Source organism: Streptococcus suis (assembly GCF_002960425.1).
GTDB classification, from domain to species: Bacteria; Bacillota; Bacilli; order Lactobacillales; family Streptococcaceae; genus Streptococcus; species Streptococcus suis_S.
In genome coordinates this window covers 1-19707 of record NZ_POIZ01000042.1, presented here as the reverse complement: position 1 = coordinate 19707, position 19707 = coordinate 1, and the positions used below count along the sequence as shown (strand labels likewise).

Here is a 19707-nt window from a genome sequence, read left to right as displayed (position 1 = left end):
AATCCCTCCTAATCTACTTTCATTTTCTTTTATTTCTGAAAGTTATTTTTGCAATTTTTCGGATGATTTCCATTCTATTATACGCTACCATCCGACAAAATCGCAAACTATTGGCCAACCAAGTCATCTGCCAGATCATAGATGGCCTGTCGTAATTGATTGCGGTATTGAATCTTTCCTAGCCCTTTGACAGTATCGTCATCTGCCCAGGTCTGATAATCTCGACTGGCTTCTTTTATCAAAGCACGCAAGTGACCCGTATCATCCAAATCCTTCTGACCATAGCGGTGCGCTGCCATCAACTCTCGCAGTTCTTGGTTGCGAATATGCTCAGTCAGCCCCCATTGGATTCGGAAAGCAAAGAGTTTCTTGTCGATGTAAACGTGCGAAGCCTCTTGGATAATCTTCTGGCTATCGATACCCTTGACTGGATAAGTCATTTCCATATCTTTTGTTGGAAAATCCCCTCGGTAGATAGCATCCCCTGTTTGACGAATCTGGTCTGCGTAGTTGTGATCGTCCAAACCACTGGCGAATCTGTCTAATTCATCCTTAGTAGCTGCAGCTTCTACCATCTTCTCTTCGTAAACCTGGTTCAATAGGAGCTCAACTAATTCTGTCAATTTATCGTAGTCAATCGTCACTTCCTTGATATGAGTCATCTTGAGTTCGATCTGATGAATGCTTACTTTTTGCTCTTTAGCCAATGCTCGTTTCAATTCGTTTGCCAAAACTGTCGTCAAGAGTTTTTCTTCCTCCACTGACATTCCCAAGCTTTCAATGAAACGTTCTGGTTGGTTATAATCAAACCCCTCCAATACTCCATCGACTAACTCAGGCTGGTACTGTTTGAGCTTGGACATGCCTTGATTGTATGCACGAAGCAATTCCAACATATCTTCACGCTTTTTCTCAGACTTCGGAATATCATTGAAATCATCTGTCAACTTTCTCAATTGTTCGACAGTTTGTTTTACCTCAGCAAACACTTCCTTGAAGGGTTTGGCTACCAATCCATTTTTTTCGTTATTATTTTTTTGTTCCTCATCTGACAAATTGGCTGCACTATCATCTGCATAGATGGCCAAGGCCTGGTTCATCAATTTCTCATTATGGGCAGGCCAGCGGTAATTGACCACACGTCCGAAAGGTTTCTTATCCATATCCTCCACACGATTGGTGCGGGAATAAGCCTGGATAAGACTGGCACCTTTTAGGGTTCGGTCAACATACAAAGTATTGAGTTCAGGAGCATTAAAACCTGTCAAAAGCTGATCTACAACAATCACTAGATCCAAATAATTCTTGTCCTTGGCCGTTCTGTTCAAACGACTAACCAGGTCTTCTGTATAAGCAGAAACATCTGACAAGCCAAAGGATGTCCCAAATTCTGCATTATAGACCTCAATAGCTTCCAGCAAACCAGTATTTGACTCGACCATGCTATTGTTGTTTTGAGTATTCAAGGCAAATGTAACACCCACTTTCAAGACCAAGCCACCTTGCTCCCGATGCAGTTGATTAGTCCGTTGAAACTCCCTGAAATACATCATGGCCATGGGCGTGGAGGCTTTGCCACCGCCTACATGAGTGGTAAATAAGGCATTGTAACGACCACTACCAGAGCGATTTGCCCAGTGTTTGAAGACATCTTCAACGACCAAGCGGACATGCTCTGGATTTTCATCATAAACACTGGAAGTCACCGCATCATCCATATCATCTGGACTTAGATTGGCAATCTTTTCCTCAATCTGTGCACTGGTCCAACTTGGATATTTCTGCCTGTAAAAATCTGGCAAGTAGGTTGTTTTCATGTGTTCCTGATTGATGGTCGTTTCAAAATCCACCTTAAACCCTAGTACATTGCGATCACTAATGGCATTTTTAATAGTGTAGGCATGAAGAAGGGGACCAAAGATATCTTGCGTCCGCAGACTAGCTCCTGTATCATCTAGGTTGGGAGTTCCTGTATAGCCAATCCAAGCCGCTTTTTTAAAGGCTTTTTGAATACCTGCAAAACTATCTCCACCTGTTGACCGATGGGCTTCATCAACGATAAACACGATATGCTTATCTGGGGATTTGAAGGACTTCCTCTTCACCAGTGTGTCCAATTTTTGCACAGAGGTGACGATAATTCCATTATCCTTACTGGACAGCTGTCGTGCCAAGGCTGTGGTATTCTGAGTTTCACGGATACTACCAAAGCTATTTTCCCCTGCTTCCGGGTCATAGGCCAGGTAGTCATCCTTGGTTTGATTGGTCAAGGCAATACGGTCCACTAGAAAGACAACCTTGTCCACCTTTGGCATTCGACTAGCTAGCCAAGCGGTTTTGAAACTAGTGATGGTCTTACCTGAACCTGTTGTATGCCAAATATAGCCAATCTTATTGCAGCCTAGTTCAAAATCCACTTTTTTAATCCCCTCAATGACTGCCTGAGTGGCGTAAACTTGATAGGGACGCATAACTTTCAACATTTGTTTCTGCGGTGTACCATCTAATATCATATAGTTGGTCGCCATCTGATGGGCCATGGGAATGCTGAGCATAGAATCCGCAAACTCTTTCCAATTCCGAACCTTGCTACCATCAGACTTACGTTGCCAGTGGAAAGCAAAGTCCTTATTGAATTTCTCTGCAGTGGTATTGGCCATGTAGCGAACATTGTTTGGAGTGATGCCAACCAGTATCTGTAAGGTGGAAAAAATATCCGTATATTGCCGTTCTTGGATGTATTGGTGCATTTGGTTCAATGCTTCGTCAACATTTCGAGTATCTTTTTTCTCTTCGATTTGAATAATAGGTAAGCCGTTAATCAGTAAGGTCGTGTCAAACCGACGCTCCTGCCGTCCAGGGATTTTTGGAGCACGATGGATTTGGTTCACCACTTGATAGACCGTATCCCCGCCACCTATCTTTCGTTGGTCAAATACCGTCAAGAATGTATGCCGTCCATCATCAAGCGTAATCTCTAATTCTGAAACCCCACTGACACCATATAAAAATTGACCAGCCTCATAGGGAGTCTTGAGATCTGAAATAATCTGCTTAACTTGAGCAAACTCCGTATCACTCAGGGGTTTGTCCAATCGATGCTGATTATGTTGCCAGAGAATCGTCCGAAAATTTTCCCACAATTGCTCAGTTGTTTTGATAGTCGGCTCATAGGTCCATAGCTTAGACTTGACTGCATAAAGGGTAGAAGAATCACTAACAGACCATTCTAGACCTTCTAGGTGTTCTGGCTGTGTAATAGTCCCTGTTGTAATATATTGAATCAATTCTGTTTCAAATGCTAATTCATTCATGTGTGTAAACCTCCTTTATCAAATGTGTTAATCGAGAAAAATCCCCTTGTGCGTATGAGTGTCGCTTATGCCGTAAGGCTAATCCATCCAAGTAAACCCGCCCTAATCTAACCTGCATTTCCAAATCTGGCAAGGGACCTAATTGCAGGCTTTTCAATTGTTTTACTGTGTATTTTAATACCTCACTACCTTGTAAGCTTTGGTAAAACTGCCGTCTAATATCAGAGGATTCATTGATAAGATAGAGCAAGAAAGCTTTATCAAGCTGTGCAATCGGATCAATTTTGATATAGTTCTGTGTATAAAGAAAGCCTGCTTGTTCCGCTCTCACTAAGACAGCCTTTCCAGATAGCAAACTAAAGAGCAAGTCACCTTCCTTTAGCAAAGTCACTTCTCTGTCCGTCCTCACCGTCCGACTATCCACTGTTTCCTCTATCACTTCATAGCCGTCCAATTGATGATGTTGCTGATTGTAGAGGGTGTATTCCCTAACATCTACCGAACTAAGAGCATCCAAGCGAACCTGTAAACTTCCGCCCGTAAAGAGAGCTAATTCTTCCAGTTTCATAAGCACCCTTTCTTTTGAAATTTTTTATAATTACATTTTTGTTAAAATAAGTATAGCAACTTCCCATTGTTTTGTCAACTTATTATGTAATTTTTAAAAATTAAAAAAGGAGGTTCTGCTATGAACTTATCAGAAGAAAAAATACTTTTCCATCACTACTATGCAAACTGGCTTCAGGTTTATAAGGAAGGAGCAATCCGCGAAATCACCTTAAAAAAATATCGTATGACATTGCAATGGATCATCAGACTCGCTCCCAATCTATTGTTAGAGGATTTGAATCGACTTCGTTACCAAGAGTTGATCAACAGCTATGCAAAAACACATGAACGACAGACAACCATGGATTTTCATCATCAGTTGAAAGGAGCCATTTTAGATGCTGTTGACGAGGGTATCCTAGAGCGAGATCCGACCCGCAAGGTGATTATCAAGGGAAAACTTCCTCGAAAGAAGAAAACAAAATACCTCAGCCAATTTGAACTTCATCAGTTGATACAAGAATTACATCTCGGTGAAAACTTAAATTGGGATTGGCTCATCCTATTGGTTGCCAAAACAGGTATTCGATTCTCCGAAGCCCTCGCTCTGACCACCCAAGACTTTGATTTTCACCGCCAACTACTAACCATTGACAAAACATGGAATTATAAAGGAGGAGGCGGTTTTTTACCTACAAAAAATAAATCTTCTGTCCGGAAAATCCAACTTGACTGGCAAACCAGTACGCAATTCGCCAACTTATTGCAAGGTAGCCAACCCGATGACTTACTTTTCGTGAAGAAAGAGCGGATTTACAACTCTACTATCAATGCTGTTCTTGAAAAACGCTGTCTAAGTGCAAATCTCCCTATCATCACTATTCATGCTCTTAGGCATACGCACGCCTCGATTTTATTATTTGCTGGTGTATCCATCGCCAGTGTCGCTAGACGGCTTGGTCACGCAAGCATGACAACAACCCAAAAGACCTATCTTCACATCATTCGTGAATTGGAAAACCAAGATGTTGATTTGATCATGCGGTCACTATCGGGGCTTTGTTAAATTCCATATTTCTACCTTGGCAAAAAGACGACTCCGAACGGAATCGTCTTTTCGTTTCCCTTATTGAAAATAGTAGAATGCCACCACCGACCAGGCATTATTGATAAAATGCACTGCCATGGGATAGATGAGGTAATCTGTCTTGTAGTAGAGATAAGCCATTAAAAATCCTGGGCTGGCATAAATGATCCAAGATCCCAAATCTGTCGGTCCATGTAAGAAGGCAAAAATCAAACCAGAGACTACAATTCCTAACATCTTGTGCTTTTCAAATAACTTTTTGAATAGATAGCCTCTGACAATGATCTCCTCGGTAATGGCTGCCTGACAGGCTATTCTTACAAAGGCTAACCAAAATGGGATTGTTTGTAACAGCTTTTCAATGCCAATCTGATTGGCGGTATCTTCAATCCCTTGAAGGTCCATGATAAACTGCCCGAGATAATCGAATAACTGGGCCGCACTATAGGTTAAGAGAACAATACCCAGACCCTTCCAAGTTAAGATTTTTCTATCCCAAATGGCTAGCCCTTTCCTTTCTGCCAACCAACACATAAAGACCATAATAGCAATAGAAGATAGGCCGGCAGTCCATTGAGCGACTGGTGAGGTGGATTGTTCCAATATGGAAATTGGAATATGATCAAGAAGCAACAATAGAAAGGCCTGCAGCAAAATCCAGATTTTCCGACAAATCCATTCTAATTTTTGACTAAAGGTTTCTAACATTTCCAAACTCCTAACCACTTCTCCATATAGACCATATCCATACCCTCCTGATCAAAAACTATAGATAATAGTAAGCCAAAAAGGCCCAAGCATTATTGATAAAATGAACTGCCATGGGATAGATGAGGTAATCCGTCTTATAATACAGGTACCCAAACAGGAAACCCGGAAGGGAATACAAAACCCAAGAGCCCAAATCCGTTGGTCCATGTAAGAGAGCAAAAATCAAACCAGATACTACAATTCCCAACATCTTGTACTGTTCAAACAACTTTTTGAACAGATATCCCCTAACAATTATTTCTTCTGAAATAGCAGGTAGACATACAAAATTTATGAAGGCTAGCCAAGCTGGAATCTTCTGCAAAATCGTTTCAATATCAAGCTGATTGGCGGTATCCTCAATTCCTTGAAGATCCATAATAAAATGACCGATTTTTTTACTTAAATAAATCCCTGAAAATGTCAGTGCTACTAGCCCCAAGCCCTTCCAGGTCAGGAATTTTCTATCCCAAATGGCAAGCCCATTCTTCTCAGCTCGCCAGTACATAAAAACAATCAAAACCAGTGATACCAAACCAGCAGCCCATTGCGCGACTTGCTCGACAGATCTATCCAAAATTAAATCCGGAATAACAGCAAGGACTAACAAGCCAAGCACTCTCACCAAAAGCCAAAGTTTTCGACCAAGTCATTCCAATCGTTGACTGAATGTTTCCATATCATTCTCCTGCCCTAATTAAATAGTAAATAAGTATAGCTCGTCTGCTACAAAATTTATTATATTATTTAACAAGATTTTACAACGATAGTTTTCTTTTGTCAATAAAAACCAAGAAAAAATACTAGGTCTTCCTAGTATTTTCTAAAGCGTTGATAACGGTTTTCGAGTAGCTCATCAAGTGGTAAGGCTTGTAGTTGAGCCAACTGGCTGACCAGATTTTCCTTGATGTCAGACAAGACTTCCTTGGTCGCTCTGCCATTTTCCAAAACCACCCGATCGACCACTTGGAGTTTCTCCAACTCGTATGACGTGATCTTCATGAGTTCTGCCGCCTCCATGGCCCGACTGCCGTCTTTCCAGAGGATAGAGGCGAAACCTTCAGGGCTGAGGACGGCGTACATGGAGTTTTCCAGCATCCAGACCTGGTCTGCGACTGCTAGGGCAAGGGCTCCGCCAGAGCCTCCCTCGCCGATGATAATAGCGATAATAGGTACCTTGAGGTCGCTCATCTCCATGAGGTTGCGGGCAATGGCCTCGCCCTGTCCACGCTCCTCGGCACCAACACCTGGATAGGCTCCAGCGGTATTGATGAAGGTGACAACGGGACGACCAAACTTCTCCGCCTGCTTCATGAGGCGAAGAGCCTTGCGGTAGCCTTCAGGGTGGGGCTGACCGAAGTTGCGTTTGAGGTTGTCCTGAAGATTCTTCCCTTTCTGGATACCGATGACTGTTACTGGCTGACCTGTTAGAAAGCCGATGCCACCCACTACAGCTCCGTCATCACGGAAATTCCGATCGCCATGCAGTTCGATAAAGTCATCAAAGAGTTGTGTGGCATAGTCCAAGGTCGTCAGGCGAGCCTGGTCACGTGCCAAACGAATCATACGTGCTACATCACTGGTCATCTGACACCTCCATGCATTCTCAACAAGCGACTAATGGTCGTTGGCAAGTCCTGGCGTTTGACAATGGCATCGACAAATCCGTGTTCTTGTAAAAATTCAGCCTTCTGGAAATCATCTGGTAGATTTTCACGTACAGTTGACTCAATCACCCTGCGGCCTGCAAAGCCAACTAAAGTCTGTGGCTCAGCCAGGATAATATCGCCTTCCATGGCAAAACTAGCCGTCACACCTCCTGTTGTCGGGTCTGTCAAGACCGTCAGGTAAAAGAGGCCAGCATTGGAATGGCGTTTCACAGCTGCCGAAATCTTAGCCATTTGCATCAGGCTCATAATGCCTTCCTGCATCCGAGCACCGCCAGATGCGGTAAAAAGGACGACTGGCAGTTTCTCTTCAGTAGCCAGTTCAAAGAGGCGGGTGATTTTCTCACCGACCACCGTTCCCATTGAAGCCATGATAAAGTGCGAATCCATGATTCCAAGGGCAACTGGTTGTCCGCCGATTGTCGCCTTGCCTGTCAAAACAGCCTCGTCCAAGCCTGTCTTTTGACGGGTGGCTGCCAATTTTTCGAGATAATTGGGGAAGTCCAAGGGATTTTTTGTTTCAATCCCTGTAAACAATTCCTCAAACGAGCCTTCATCCACTGTCAAAGCCAAGCGTTCCTGGGCTGTAATCCGGAAATTATAGGAACAGTGTTGACAGGTTTTCTCCGGTCCCAAGTCCTTCTTGTAGAGGATTTCCTTACAAGCTGGGCATTTGGAAAAGAGTTCGTCTGGCACCTCTGGCTTTGCTTGAGGTGCTGACTCTATCCGCGAACGATTAGGGTTGATGCGGATATATTTGTCCTTTTTGCGAAACAAAGCCATAGCATTCTCCTAGTTTACTTTTTTAATTCTTCCTGATAACGGGGTAAAAATTCTTCCATGAGGTAGGCGGTGTCGTAATCACCAGCTACCACACGCTTGTCGGAAATCAAGTCCAGCTGAAAGTCGGTATTGGTCATCACTCCGTCAATTTCAAATTCGTAGAGGGCTCGCTGCATCTTCATCAGAGCTTCAAAACGATTTTCCCCATGCACGATAACCTTGGCAATCATAGAATCATAGTAAGGCGGAATGGTGTAGCCTGGATAAACTGCCGAATCCACACGCAAACCAACGCCACCACTTGGCAGGTAGAGATTGGAAATCTTACCTGGACTTGGGGCGAAGTTGAAGGCTGGATTTTCAGCATTGATCCGGCATTCAATGGCATGGCCTGTAATCTTCACATCTTCTTGACGGACGCTGAGTTCCTGACCAGCCGCGATCTTGATTTGCTCCTTGACAATATCCACACCGGTGACAAATTCGGTAACTGGATGCTCTACCTGCACCCGTGTGTTCATTTCCATGAAGTAAAATTCGCCCCTGGCTTCATCCAAGAGGAACTCAATGGTCCCTGCATTTTCATAGCCAACTGACTGGGCAGCCCGTACCGCTGCTTGACCGATACGGTCCCGCATGGTCTGACCAATGGCGATAGACGGAGCTTCTTCCAAAACCTTCTGGTTGTTGCGTTGAAGGGAACAATCCCGTTCTCCCAGATGGATGACATGACCGTGCTGGTCCGCCAAAATCTGTACTTCGATATGGCGGGCTGGATAGACGACACGCTCCATATACATGGCTCCGTTGCCAAAGGCTGCCTTGGCTTCGCTGGAAGCTGACTCAAAGGCAGGAACCAGGTCTTCAGCTTTTTCCACCTTACGAATCCCTTTCCCGCCACCTCCTGCCGATGCCTTGAGCATGACAGGGTAGCCAATCTTTTCAGCAATTTCAAGGGCTTCTTGGCTGGTCAAGACCTCGCCGTCTGATCCTGGAATAACAGGCACTTGAGCCTTAATCATCTCCGCCCGAGCATTGATTTTATCGCCCATGGTATCCATGACCGTCCCAGAAGGACCGATAAACTTGATGCCGACCTCTTCACAGAGGGTGGCAAATTTGGAGTTTTCACTCAAAAATCCAAAGCCAGGATGAATGGCCTGGGCACCTGTCACAACAGCCGCCGAGATGACCGCCTGCATATTGAGATAGGAATCTGTCGAACGAGCAGGTCCGATACAGACAGCCTCATCTGCCAACATGGTGTGGAGGGCTTCCTTGTCAGCCTCTGAATAGACAGCCACCGTCGCAATCCCCAACTCCCTGGCCGCACGAATAATCCGCACCGCAATCTCACCACGATTGGCAATCAAAATCTTCTCAAACATGATGAATCCTATCTCCTTTTTAACATAGAATAATTGTTATAACAATCACAGTCCTTAACTAGTTTGAAAAATAAAGGACTGTTTTATACTCAATGAAAATCAAAATCAGGCTAGGCGACGCAGATGCAGATAGAACTGAAGTTCATCAAATCAAGTCAACAACGGCTGAGTTTGATTTTCGAAGAGTATTATTTTCCAATAGCAAAAGTCAATACCCCCGACGCAGCCAGTTTTCCGTCCACTTCTGCCTTTGCCTCAACGACCGCAATGGTTCCACGGCGTTTGACAAATGTAGCTGTCATGATCAACTGGTCACCAGGTACAACTTGCTTCTTAAATTTAACCTTGTCCATGCCGGCATAAAAAACCAGCTTACCCTTGTTTTCTTCCTTGGACAACTCCAAGACACCTGCGGTTTGTGCCAAAGCCTCCATGATGAGAACACCTGGCATGACAGGATAGTCTGGGAAATGCCCGTTAAAGAAGGGCTCGTTAATAGTCACATTTTTGAGGGCGACAATCTCATCTTCCGATACTTCAAGGACACGATCAACCAAGAGCATGGGATAGCGATGAGGAAGCGCCTCTTTAATTTTCAAAATATCAATCATTTGATGCGTACCAATCCTTGTCCAAATTCTACAACGTCCTGGTTGGCCACCAAAATCTCTGTAACCACACCGTCACGATCAGCTGGTACTTCGTTCATGACCTTCATGGCTTCGATAATCATGAGGGTCTGCCCTTTTTTGACCGTATCGCCAACTGCTACAAAGGCTGGCTTGTCAGGGGCTGGCGATAAATAGGCCACGCCGACCAAGGGACTTTCCACCACTGCACCTTCTGCCACAGGGCTTGAGCTGGCTTCTGCTGGAGCTGGCTCATTGGTTTCAACTGCTGGCACAGGGGCTGGGCTTGCAGGAGTTACTGGAGCAAGCAGAGCTTCTATCGCTGGACTCGGAGCCGCTGTCGCCTGCTGGTTTTTACTGAAATGCAAGGTTTCCCCAGCATTGCTATATGAAAATTCTCGCAAACTTGACTGGTCAAACTGACTCATCAAGTCCTTTATTTCTGCAATATTCACTTAAGCCTCCCAACGTTTGAAAGCAATCACCGAGTTGTGACCTCCAAAGCCAAATGTATTTGAAATGGCATGTCGAATTTCCATGTCACGACCTTGACCGTAGATGACATCCGCCTCAATGTAATCAGACAACTCTGTCGTACCAGCTGTCTTGGGCGCATGAGAATGACGCATAGCCTCAATAACAGCCGCCGCCTCAACTGCACCCGCCGCCCCCAACAAGTGACCCGTGAAGGACTTGGTAGAAGAAACTGGCGTGTTCTTGCCGAAGACGGATACGATAGCTTGGCTTTCCCCTTTTTCATTAGCCGGTGTCGAAGTACCATGGGCATTGATGTAGTCAATATCAGCTGGCTCTAAACCTGCTTCTGAAATAGCCAACTTCATAGCCTTAATAGCACCCAGACCTTCTGGATGTGGAGAAGTCATGTGGTGGGCATCGCAGGTATTTCCATAACCAACGATTTCAGCCAAGATAGTTGCACCACGTGCTTCTGCGTGTTCCAAGCTTTCCAAGACCAAGACCGCAGCCCCTTCTCCCATGACAAAACCATTGCGGTCCTTGTCAAATGGAATGGAAGCACGGCTTGGATCATCTGTTGTCGACATAGCCGTCAAGGCTTGGAAGCCACCGATTGCAAATGGCGTAATGGCTGCTTCTGAGCCACCTGCTAGCATGACATCTTGGAAACCAAACTTGATTTCACGGAAGGCTTCTCCCAAGGCATCGTTGGATGAAGCACAGGCTGTGATGACACACTTGCAGACACCATTAGCACCGACCTGCATGGCAATATTTCCAGCCGCCATGTTTGGCAAAGCTTTTGGAAGTGCCATAGGACGAATGCGTTTTGGCCCTTTTTCGTTCATGCGAGCAACCTGCTCTTCAATTTCCAAAATACCACCGATACCAGTTGACAAGATAACACCAAAACGGTCACTGTCAACGGATTCTGTATCAAGATTAGCATTGGCTACCGCCTCTTGAGCTGCATAGAGAGCATAAAGGGAATAGTTATCATAGCGGTTGGTATCTTTTTTAACAAAGTATTTGTCAAAAGGAAAATCCTTGATTTCCGCAGCATTATGGACAGAGTATTCACTGGTATCAAACTTGGTAATCTTTCCGATCCCAATCTTACCATTGACCAGGCTATCCCAGAATTCCTCTGGCGTATTGCCAATTGGCGATGTCAGACCGTAGCCTGTCACTACTACACGATTTAATTTTGTCATTTTCAAACCTCTCTTACTGCATGGTCAAGCCGCCGTCAATAGCAATCACCTGACCTGTCAGATATTCTTGCTTGGCAAGGAATACAGCAACATCTGCTACTTCTTCTGTCAAACCGAAGCGTTTCATAGGAATTTGTGCAGTCATAGCCTCTTTAATCTTATCAGACAGGACATCCGTCATATCTGACTGGATAAAGCCTGGTGCGATCGCATTGACGCGAACATTTCGGCCAGCGACTTCACGGGCAATGGATTTTGTAAAACCAATGACACCTGCCTTAGAAGCGGCGTAGTTGGCCTGACCGGCATTTCCTGTCAAACCGACCACACTGGAAAGGTTGATAATCGCTCCTTCACGCGCCTTGGTCATGGGCTTCAAGACAGCCTGAGTCATGTTAAAAGTTCCTGTTAGGTTAACACTCAAAACGCTCTCGAAATCCTCTTCCGTCATTCGCAAGGCCATACCGTCCTTGGTAATCCCTGCATTATTGACCAAGATATCTATGCTCCCAAGAGCCTCAACCGCCTCAGCCACCATTCGTTTGGCATCCGCCGAGCTGGAAATATCTCCTGAAATCGCCACGACTTTGACACCGTAGCTTGAAAAGCTGTCCAGCAGGTCTTGACCCAACTGACCACGACCGTTCAGCACCACATTGGCACCAAGACTGGCAAACTTATGGGCAATGGCCAAGCCAATTCCACGGCTCGAACCCGTTACAAACACATTCTTATTGGTAAGTTCCATGATTTCTCCTTATCGACTAGCCAGAAATTCCTGCAAACTAGCCACGTCTTCCACCGTCACTACCTCAGCCGTCTTATCAATCTTCTTGATAAAGCCAGCCAAGACCATGCCTGGACCGATTTCGATAAACTTGGTCACTCCAGCCGCCTGCATAGTTGCGATTGACTCATAGAAACGAACTGGTTCCATCACTTGACGGGTCAAGAGGGACTTGATGTCCTCTTTTTTCATGACCTTGGCTTCCGTATTGCCAACCAACTCTACTTGGAAGTCCGCAAATTCCACCTGCTCCAAGGCCTGAGCCAGTTGCTCCGAAGCTGGTCGCAGGAGAGCCGTGTGAAAGGGGCCAGATACATTGAGCGGAATCATCCGTTTGACACCTGCTTCCTTCAGCAATTCAACCGCCTCATCCACTGTAGCCACCTCGCCTCCGATGACGATTTGGGCCGGTGTGTTGTAGTTGGCTGGGGAAACAATTCCAGAGGTAACAGTCGAACAGATTTCTTCTATCAAGTTGACATCTGCATTGAGGACAGCGACCATCTTACCAGTTCCTGCTGGCGCAGCCGTTTCCATGTACTCACCCCGTTTGGCAATCAGTGCAATAGCATCTTCAAAGGCCAAAGCACCTGAGGCAACCAAGGCTGCGTATTCTCCCAAGGACAAACCAGCCACCATGTCGGGCTCAATCCCCTTTTCTGCCAACAAACGATAGATAGCAAGTGAGGTTGTCAAAATCGCAGGCTGGGTATAGCGGGTCTGGTTGAGCTTGTCTTCCTGGTGGTCAATCAAGTCCCGCACATCATAGCCCAAAATCTGACTAGCTTGATCATAGGTTTCCTTGACAATAGGATAAGTGTCATAGAGGTCACGGGCCATACCAAGTGTCTGAGCCCCTTGACCTGCAAATAGAAAGGCTGTTTTTGTCATCTTATTCTCCAACAGATGCCCAGCGATTCGCCTCTTGACGAATCACCTTGGCAGCTCCAAAATATAAATCCTTCAGAATTTCTTCACAGGTTTCTTCCTTGGTCACCAAGCCAGCTATCTGACCTGCCATGACCGAACCATTGACCACATCACCATCCACAACGGCATTGCGAAGGGCACCTGCCCCAAGTTCTTCAATAGATTCTGCAGAAATTTTCCCTGCTAGGAAGTCTTTTTCCGCAGCAGCATAGGCTGTGGAAAGTTTGTTCTTAATGGCACGCACTGAATGTCCGACAACGGAGGCAGAAACAGTCGTGTCAATATCCTTGGCCTTGAGGACCTTTTCCTTGTAGGCTGGGTGGGCATTTGACTCCTTGGCAACAACAAAACGCGTCCCCACTTGGATGGCTTCTGCCCCTAGCATAAAGGCTGCGGCAGCACCAGCACCGTCTGCTATACCGCCCGCTGCGATAACAGGGATGGATACCGCTTCAACAACCTGACGGACTAGGGTCATGGTGGTCAATTTACCGATGTGACCACCTGCTTCCATTCCCTCTGCGATAACGGCATCCACACCCAGTTTTTCCATGCGTTTAGCAAGAGCCACACTGGGAACCACTGGAATCACAATAATCCCAGCTGCGTGCAAGCGTTCCATGTATTTGCCAGGGTTGCCCGCACCTGTCGTCACCACCTTGACACCTTCTTCAATGACCAAGTCAACAATGTCATCTGCAAAAGGAGACAAAAGCATGATATTGACACCGAAAGGCTTGTCCGTGATAGATTTAACCTTGTCAATATTTGCCTTGACCACCTCTTTGGGAGCATTTCCCCCACCGATAATACCAAGACCACCAGCATTTGAAACTGCACCTGCCAAGTCACCGTCTGCAACCCAGGCCATCCCACCTTGGAAAATTGGATAATCAATGTTTAATAATTCTGTAATCTTTGTTTTCATAGTTCCCTCAATCTTTCTTTGCTTAACTAATCATTTGAACATCAAACAATTAGCTAAACAAGCGAGGGCAGAGCCCTCACTTAACAATTAGTTTGATGTTTCAATGTTTTGAATATCAAACTATCTACCCAAAGAAAAATGCTCGCCAGCACTTTTCCTTAGAAATATTATTTTGTTTTTTCTTCAACGTACGCAACCAAATCGCCTACAGATGTCAAACCTTCTTCAGTGTCGATTTGGATGTCAAATGCATCTTCGATTTCAGAGATAACTTGGAAAAGATCCAATGAATCTGCGTCCAAATCTTCAAATGTTGTTGTAAGGGTTACTTCTTCAGCGTCCTTACCCAATTCTTCAACGATGATTTCTTGTACTTTTTCAAATACTGCCATGATAGTGCTCCTTTTTGATAAAAAAATTTTTTAAATCTTGCCTAAGGCAAGGAATTAACTAAAGTTTCAGTAGTAGCGTTCCCCAAGTCAGACCGCCACCAAAGCCTGCCAACACAACCGTTTGGCTACCATCCAAGTGCAAGCTGCCTGCCTCTACACACTCTGATAGGAGAATGGGAATGCTGGCTGCACTGGTATTGCCATAGTGCATCATATTGGCTGGAAATTTCTCGATAGCAATGCCCAGCTTGCGCGCCATCTTATCCAAAATCCGACTATTTGCCTGATGAAGCAGGATGTAATCCACCTCATCTCCTGTCAGACCCTGACTATCTAACAGCTCTGCAATGGTCTTGGTCACGTCGCGAACAGCAAATTCAAAAATCGCTCGACCGTCCATCTGCAAGTAAGGTTGGTTGCTCCCCTCTTTTGAAAAGGGAGAGTGCAAACCTGTTTGACCAGAGGTCAAGCCGAGACCACGACTGCCATCCGTTCGGTTGATTTCTGCCAGGAAATGCTGCTCCAAGCTAGCTTCTAGCAATACGCCACCAGCACCATCTCCAAACAAGACCGCCGTTCCACGATCTGTCCAGTCAACCGTCTTGGACAAGACCTCTGCTCCAATTACAATTCCCTTTTGGTAGATACCCGAGGAAATCAGTTTATCTGCGGTGGACAGGGCGAAAACGAAGCCCGAACAAGCTGCCACCAGGTCATAGGCAAAAGCTTTCTTTGCACCGATTGCCGCCTGGACCCGAGCTGCCGTTGACGGCATGGCTGAATCTGGTGTGATGGTTGCGATGATGATAAAATCAATTTCATCAGCAGCTACACCCGACTTGTCTAGCAAGGATTGGGCAACCTGACTAGCTAAATTGCTGGTATTTTCATCTACAACAATCCGTCTTTGACGAATACCCGTCCGCGAAGCAATCCAGTCGTCGCTGGTATCTATGATCTGTGCTAAATCATCATTGTTCACGACCTGTTCAGGAACATAGTGGGCAACCTGACTGATTTTAGCGAAGGTTCTCATTTCAAATCCTCCAAGAAATTATAGAGTTTGTAGAGCCCTTTTTTCATCACTTGGTATTCTGCCTCATCCATGCCGTCTGTAATCTGCTTGACCATTTCATTATGAAACCGTTGGTGCAAGCGATAGACCAAACGACCTTTCTTGGTCAGATAGAGATGAACCACCCGCCTGTCTTTGGTAGAACGGATACGCTCAACGTAACCCTTCCTCTCCAAATTATTTAAGCTAGTCGTCACCGTACCAAGTGTAACCATCAAAGTTCGAGCCACATCGCTCGGCGTCGCACCATCCATACCACCGATGACATCAATGGTGTGCATTTCTTTAATAGAAATATCATTGAAACGACTGCCGCGAAGACTTGTTTCTTCAATCACCAACACATTATTAAAAATTGCTGTCAGATATTCATTTACTTTTGAATCTTCCAAAACAAGCCCCCCTTTACTTTGATAATCAAAGTATAATCTAAAATAATTTGAATGTCAAATATTTTTTCAGAAAATCTTCATTATTTTCCTGTAAAGTTTGGTCTTCTCCGCTCTGCATGGGCTCTTACACCCTCTTTGAAGTCTTCTTTAAAGGCTAAACTTTCCTGCAATTTCAGCTCTAAAGTACGATAAGATTCCCAGTCCTTGAACTGACTCTCCCAGACCAGTTGCTTGATCGCCACGTAGGAATTGATGGACCCACGCATGAGTTTCTTGATAACCTGTTGGACAGTCTTTTCCAACTTTTCTGGCTCGACCAATTTGTAAACAATGCCGTAGTCCAGAGCTTTCTCCGCAGACAAGCCTTCTCCTGTCATGGCCAAGTGACTGGCACGATTGGCCCCAATAGCACGGCTGAGCAGGAAAATACCACCCGCATCTGGCGCCAAACCAACGCCAACAAAGGCCTGGATGAATTTTGTCTTGGTTGAGGAAATCACAAAGTCTGCAGCAACTGCCATATTGGCCGCGGCACCTGCTACTGCTCCATCGGTGACCATAATGACAACCTTTGGTAGTTGCTTGAGGGCGAAGGAGATGTCATTAACCAGCTCTGCTATGCGCACAAGAGAAGGAATATCGTCCTCATCCACCGCTCGCTTCATCTCCACCAAATCTCCTCCGACAGAGAAAATAGGACCATTGGCAGCAATCTGTAGGAAGTGAACCTTGTCATTTTTAGCCGTTTCTTCTATTGCTGCAAGAATCTCTTCACACATAGGAATGTCAAAGCCATTAGCAACATCAGGACGATTGAATGTCAGTCTAGCAAGGTTCCCTATCACCTCATAAGCAACTGTTTGGTATGCCATCTGATTCTCCTTCCGAAAAAATAGTTTGATATTTAAAATATTTGAACATCAAATCTCAAACTCTGTAATCCATTCTAACACACAATGAAAATTTGTCACTAGTTTACCCTACATAAAGTGTGACATCCGAAAAAAAGTCGGCAAAGCCAACTCTTTTATCCTATGTCTAATAGTTCCATTGCTTGACCCAAGCTATCTACAAGCCTATCAGCTTGGGACTGGTCGATGCCATAGCGCTGATCTCGAATAGCCCATACAGTCAGTCCTGCTGCTTTTGCTGCTGCAATCCCCTTAGAGCTGTCTTCAAAGACCAAAACATCCTCTTTATCCACTCCTAAAGCTTGGACTGCCCGTTCATACACTGCTGGATGTGGCTTTGGTGCTTGACAGTCCATACCAGAAAAGGTCCAATCAAAATACTCTGCAATCCCCGCCTCAGACAAAGCTCGTTCAATCTCTTCCTTGTCTGTATTGGAGGCCAATGCCAGAGGTAAGCCATTGTCTTTTAAACGCTCCAAGCTCTCTCTTACATCTGGAAAAACACGCTCCGCATAAGGAGTGGGACGATTTTCCTTGTAAATACGATACTCTTCCTCCAAGGCAGGTACATCCCAACTTTCATAATCATCTGCCAGGATACGTTTCCACATTTGACTAGCTCTACCACCAACAAAAATGGATGGCTCTAAATGGTCTACCGATAGCCCCTTGGTTGCAAGAAAATCAATCCGACGTTGAAAATAAAAGGTTTCTGTATCAAATAGAACACCATCCATATCAAAAATAATAGCTTTTACCATGTTTTTCTCCTATTCTATTCCATCTTATTGTAACATAGTTGAAAGGAATTTATTGTTTTCAGAAAGTTTTTGATAAAACTATCGTTCGTTTTAAAGCTCACTAGTCACAAGATTTGTTTGTAGGTACTGACAATCCCATGCTATTCTGCTATAATAGTAAAAAATATCCAAGGAGATAGGAATGAAAGTTATCAAATTTGGCGGAAGCTCTCTTGCATCTGCCAGTCAGCTAGAAAAAGTATTTAACATTGTTCAGTCAGATCCCGAACGCCGCTTTGTCGTTGTTTCAGCACCTGGAAAACGAAATGCTGAGGACACCAAGGTTACAGATGCTTTAATCAAATATTATAAAAACTACATCAATGGGGAAGACGTTACTGCTAGTCAAGAATGGATTATCAATCGCTATCAGGCAATGGTGGACGAGCTTGGTTTCACTGCCAAGAGCATGAAAAAAATCACCGAAAGCATTAAAGCTCTGGCTAGCCTTCCAATTGAAAACAACGATTTTCTCTATGATGCTTTCCTAGCTGCTGGTGAAGATAACAATGCAAAATTGATTGCTGAATACTTCACCTACAAGGGACTGCCAGCACGCTATGTTCATCCTAAAAAAGCTGGCATTATCGTCAGCTCTGAACCAGGTAATGCTCGCATTCTTCCGTCAAGCTATGACAAAATTGAAGAACTGCGTGATGCGGATGAAATCCTTATTATTCCTGGATTCTTTGGTGTAACAATTGATAATCAAATTTGTACCTTCTCACGTGGAGGATCAGACATTACTGGTTCCATCGTAGCCGCTGGTGTCAAGGCCGATCTCTATGAAAACTTTACAGATGTGGATGGTATCTTCGCCGCCCACCCTGGCATTATCAAAAATCCACATTCGATCAAGGAATTAACCTACCGTGAGATGCGGGAATTGGCCTATGCTGGCTTCTCTGTACTTCATGATGAAGCCCTTCTTCCTGCCTACCGTGGTCGTATTCCTCTAGTCATAAAAAATACCAATAATCCTGAACATCCCGGTACCCGAATTGTCCACAAACATACCGAGAAAACTGTTCCGGTTGTCGGTATCGCTGCCGATGATGATTTCGTAAGTATTAACATGTCTAAATACTTGATGAACCGCGAAGTTGGTTTTGGTCGTAAAGTCTTGCAAATCCTTGAAGACCTCAATATCCGCTTTGAACATATGCCAACTGGTATTGATGATTTGTCTATTGTCCTCCGCGAACGTGAATTGACACCAATCAAGGAGGAAGAAATTCTTCGACAACTCAATACTAAGCTGGAAGTGGATAAGGCCGAGATTGAGCACGGGCTGTCCATCATCATGATTGTTGGCGAAAACATGAAGAGTCATGTCGGTGTGACCGCCACTGCCACAGCAGCTCTTTCACAGCAAAATATCAACTTAGCCATGATTTCTCAAGGTGCCAGCGAAGTTTCTGTCATGTTCGTTGTTAAAACAGAAGAGAAGAAAAAAGCCCTCAAAGCACTTTACAATGCATTCTTTGAAGATAAATAAATTAAAATATCCATGCTAAATCATGAACTGCTCCCTGTCAAGTGGACAATGAAATAATAAAAGATTAGGCGACGGCCTTGTTCCTCATTTCAAGAGGGGCAAGGCCGTTGTTGCGTTCTTGAAATCGTTGATGATT

At 44.8% G+C, this 19707-nt stretch carries 20 protein-coding genes; 2 read left to right on the top strand and 18 right to left on the bottom strand.

What is annotated here, in order from left to right; all coding sequences use genetic code 11:
• Positions 1-107: 107 nt before the first annotated feature.
• Together C1G57_RS05000 and C1G57_RS04995 are read right to left on the bottom strand one after the other, a co-directional pair.
• Complete coding sequence (locus C1G57_RS05000) at positions 108-3314, bottom strand: type I restriction endonuclease subunit R (protein WP_105114008.1); 3207 nt, start codon at positions 3312-3314, stop codon at positions 108-110.
• A complete protein-coding gene (locus tag C1G57_RS04995; protein WP_105114007.1) occupies positions 3307-3882 on the bottom strand; it encodes a restriction endonuclease subunit S in 576 nt (191 codons plus the stop codon). Before C1G57_RS04995 ends, C1G57_RS05000 begins: the two co-directional genes overlap by 8 nt.
• A gap of 120 nt (positions 3883-4002) precedes the next feature.
• On the opposite strand from C1G57_RS04995, the gene C1G57_RS04990 reads away from it, so the two are divergent.
• Positions 4003-4929 carry a site-specific integrase gene (locus C1G57_RS04990; protein WP_105114006.1) on the top strand — a complete coding sequence of 309 codons (927 nt, stop codon included), beginning with the start codon at positions 4003-4005 and terminating at the stop codon, positions 4927-4929.
• Between the two features lie 60 nt (positions 4930-4989).
• Here C1G57_RS04990 and C1G57_RS04985 read toward each other — a convergent pair whose 3' ends face one another.
• From C1G57_RS04985 to C1G57_RS04905, 16 genes are all read right to left on the bottom strand, one after another.
• On the bottom strand, positions 4990-5658 hold the full coding sequence (locus C1G57_RS04985) for a CPBP family intramembrane glutamic endopeptidase (protein ID WP_105114005.1): 669 nt from the start codon (positions 5656-5658) through the stop codon (positions 4990-4992).
• Positions 5659-5716: 58 nt separating this feature from the next.
• Positions 5717-6325 carry a CPBP family intramembrane glutamic endopeptidase gene (locus C1G57_RS04980; protein ID WP_238595305.1) on the bottom strand — a complete coding sequence of 203 codons (609 nt, stop codon included), beginning with the start codon at positions 6323-6325 and terminating at the stop codon, positions 5717-5719.
• Positions 6326-6513: 188 nt separating this feature from the next.
• The gene (locus C1G57_RS04975; protein WP_105114004.1) at positions 6514-7287 is read right to left on the bottom strand and encodes an acetyl-CoA carboxylase carboxyl transferase subunit alpha; all 774 of its coding nucleotides are present in this window, start codon (positions 7285-7287) and stop codon (positions 6514-6516) included.
• On the bottom strand, positions 7284-8150 hold the full coding sequence (accD, locus tag C1G57_RS04970; protein ID WP_105114003.1) for an acetyl-CoA carboxylase, carboxyltransferase subunit beta: 867 nt from the start codon (positions 8148-8150) through the stop codon (positions 7284-7286). Before accD ends, C1G57_RS04975 begins: the two co-directional genes overlap by 4 nt.
• A gap of 14 nt (positions 8151-8164) precedes the next feature.
• Positions 8165-9538 carry an acetyl-CoA carboxylase biotin carboxylase subunit gene (locus tag C1G57_RS04965; RefSeq protein ID WP_105114002.1) on the bottom strand — a complete coding sequence of 458 codons (1374 nt, stop codon included), beginning with the start codon at positions 9536-9538 and terminating at the stop codon, positions 8165-8167.
• 188 nt (positions 9539-9726) lie between these two features.
• Positions 9727-10149 carry a 3-hydroxyacyl-ACP dehydratase FabZ gene (gene fabZ, locus C1G57_RS04955; RefSeq protein WP_023371400.1) on the bottom strand — a complete coding sequence of 141 codons (423 nt, stop codon included), beginning with the start codon at positions 10147-10149 and terminating at the stop codon, positions 9727-9729.
• Positions 10146-10622, bottom strand: coding sequence for an acetyl-CoA carboxylase biotin carboxyl carrier protein (gene accB / locus C1G57_RS04950; protein WP_105114001.1), 477 nt, complete (start codon positions 10620-10622; stop codon positions 10146-10148). Before accB ends, fabZ begins: the two co-directional genes overlap by 4 nt.
• Positions 10623-11858 carry a beta-ketoacyl-ACP synthase II gene (gene fabF / locus C1G57_RS04945; protein WP_105114000.1) on the bottom strand — a complete coding sequence of 412 codons (1236 nt, stop codon included), beginning with the start codon at positions 11856-11858 and terminating at the stop codon, positions 10623-10625.
• Between the two features lie 13 nt (positions 11859-11871).
• Positions 11872-12606, bottom strand: coding sequence for a 3-oxoacyl-[acyl-carrier-protein] reductase (fabG, locus tag C1G57_RS04940; protein WP_105113999.1), 735 nt, complete (start codon positions 12604-12606; stop codon positions 11872-11874).
• Between the two features lie 9 nt (positions 12607-12615).
• Positions 12616-13536: an ACP S-malonyltransferase gene (fabD, locus tag C1G57_RS04935; protein WP_105113998.1), complete on the bottom strand. Its 921-nt coding sequence runs from the start codon at positions 13534-13536 to the stop codon at positions 12616-12618.
• A 1-nt stretch (position 13537) separates the two neighbouring features.
• Positions 13538-14503, bottom strand: a complete 966-nt coding sequence (gene fabK, locus C1G57_RS04930; protein ID WP_105113997.1) for an enoyl-[acyl-carrier-protein] reductase FabK — start codon at positions 14501-14503, stop codon at positions 13538-13540.
• Positions 14504-14670: 167 nt separating this feature from the next.
• Positions 14671-14895 (bottom strand): acyl carrier protein, encoded by a 225-nt coding sequence (locus C1G57_RS04925; protein ID WP_105113996.1) that lies wholly within the window; start codon positions 14893-14895, stop codon positions 14671-14673.
• A gap of 58 nt (positions 14896-14953) precedes the next feature.
• Positions 14954-15931 (bottom strand): beta-ketoacyl-ACP synthase III, encoded by a 978-nt coding sequence (locus C1G57_RS04920; protein WP_105113995.1) that lies wholly within the window; start codon positions 15929-15931, stop codon positions 14954-14956.
• Positions 15928-16362, bottom strand: a complete 435-nt coding sequence (locus C1G57_RS04915; protein ID WP_105113994.1) for a MarR family winged helix-turn-helix transcriptional regulator — start codon at positions 16360-16362, stop codon at positions 15928-15930. Before C1G57_RS04915 ends, C1G57_RS04920 begins: the two co-directional genes overlap by 4 nt.
• 80 nt (positions 16363-16442) lie before the next feature.
• Positions 16443-17234, bottom strand: a complete 792-nt coding sequence (locus C1G57_RS04910) for an enoyl-CoA hydratase (RefSeq protein ID WP_105113993.1) — start codon at positions 17232-17234, stop codon at positions 16443-16445.
• A gap of 155 nt (positions 17235-17389) precedes the next feature.
• Positions 17390-18034 carry an HAD family hydrolase gene (locus tag C1G57_RS04905; RefSeq protein ID WP_105113992.1) on the bottom strand — a complete coding sequence of 215 codons (645 nt, stop codon included), beginning with the start codon at positions 18032-18034 and terminating at the stop codon, positions 17390-17392.
• Positions 18035-18215: 181 nt separating this feature from the next.
• Here C1G57_RS04905 and C1G57_RS04900 point away from each other — a divergent pair, with 181 nt between their 5' ends.
• Positions 18216-19571, top strand: coding sequence for an aspartate kinase (locus C1G57_RS04900; RefSeq protein ID WP_105113991.1), 1356 nt, complete (start codon positions 18216-18218; stop codon positions 19569-19571).
• The last annotated feature ends 136 nt before the right edge of the window (positions 19572-19707 follow it).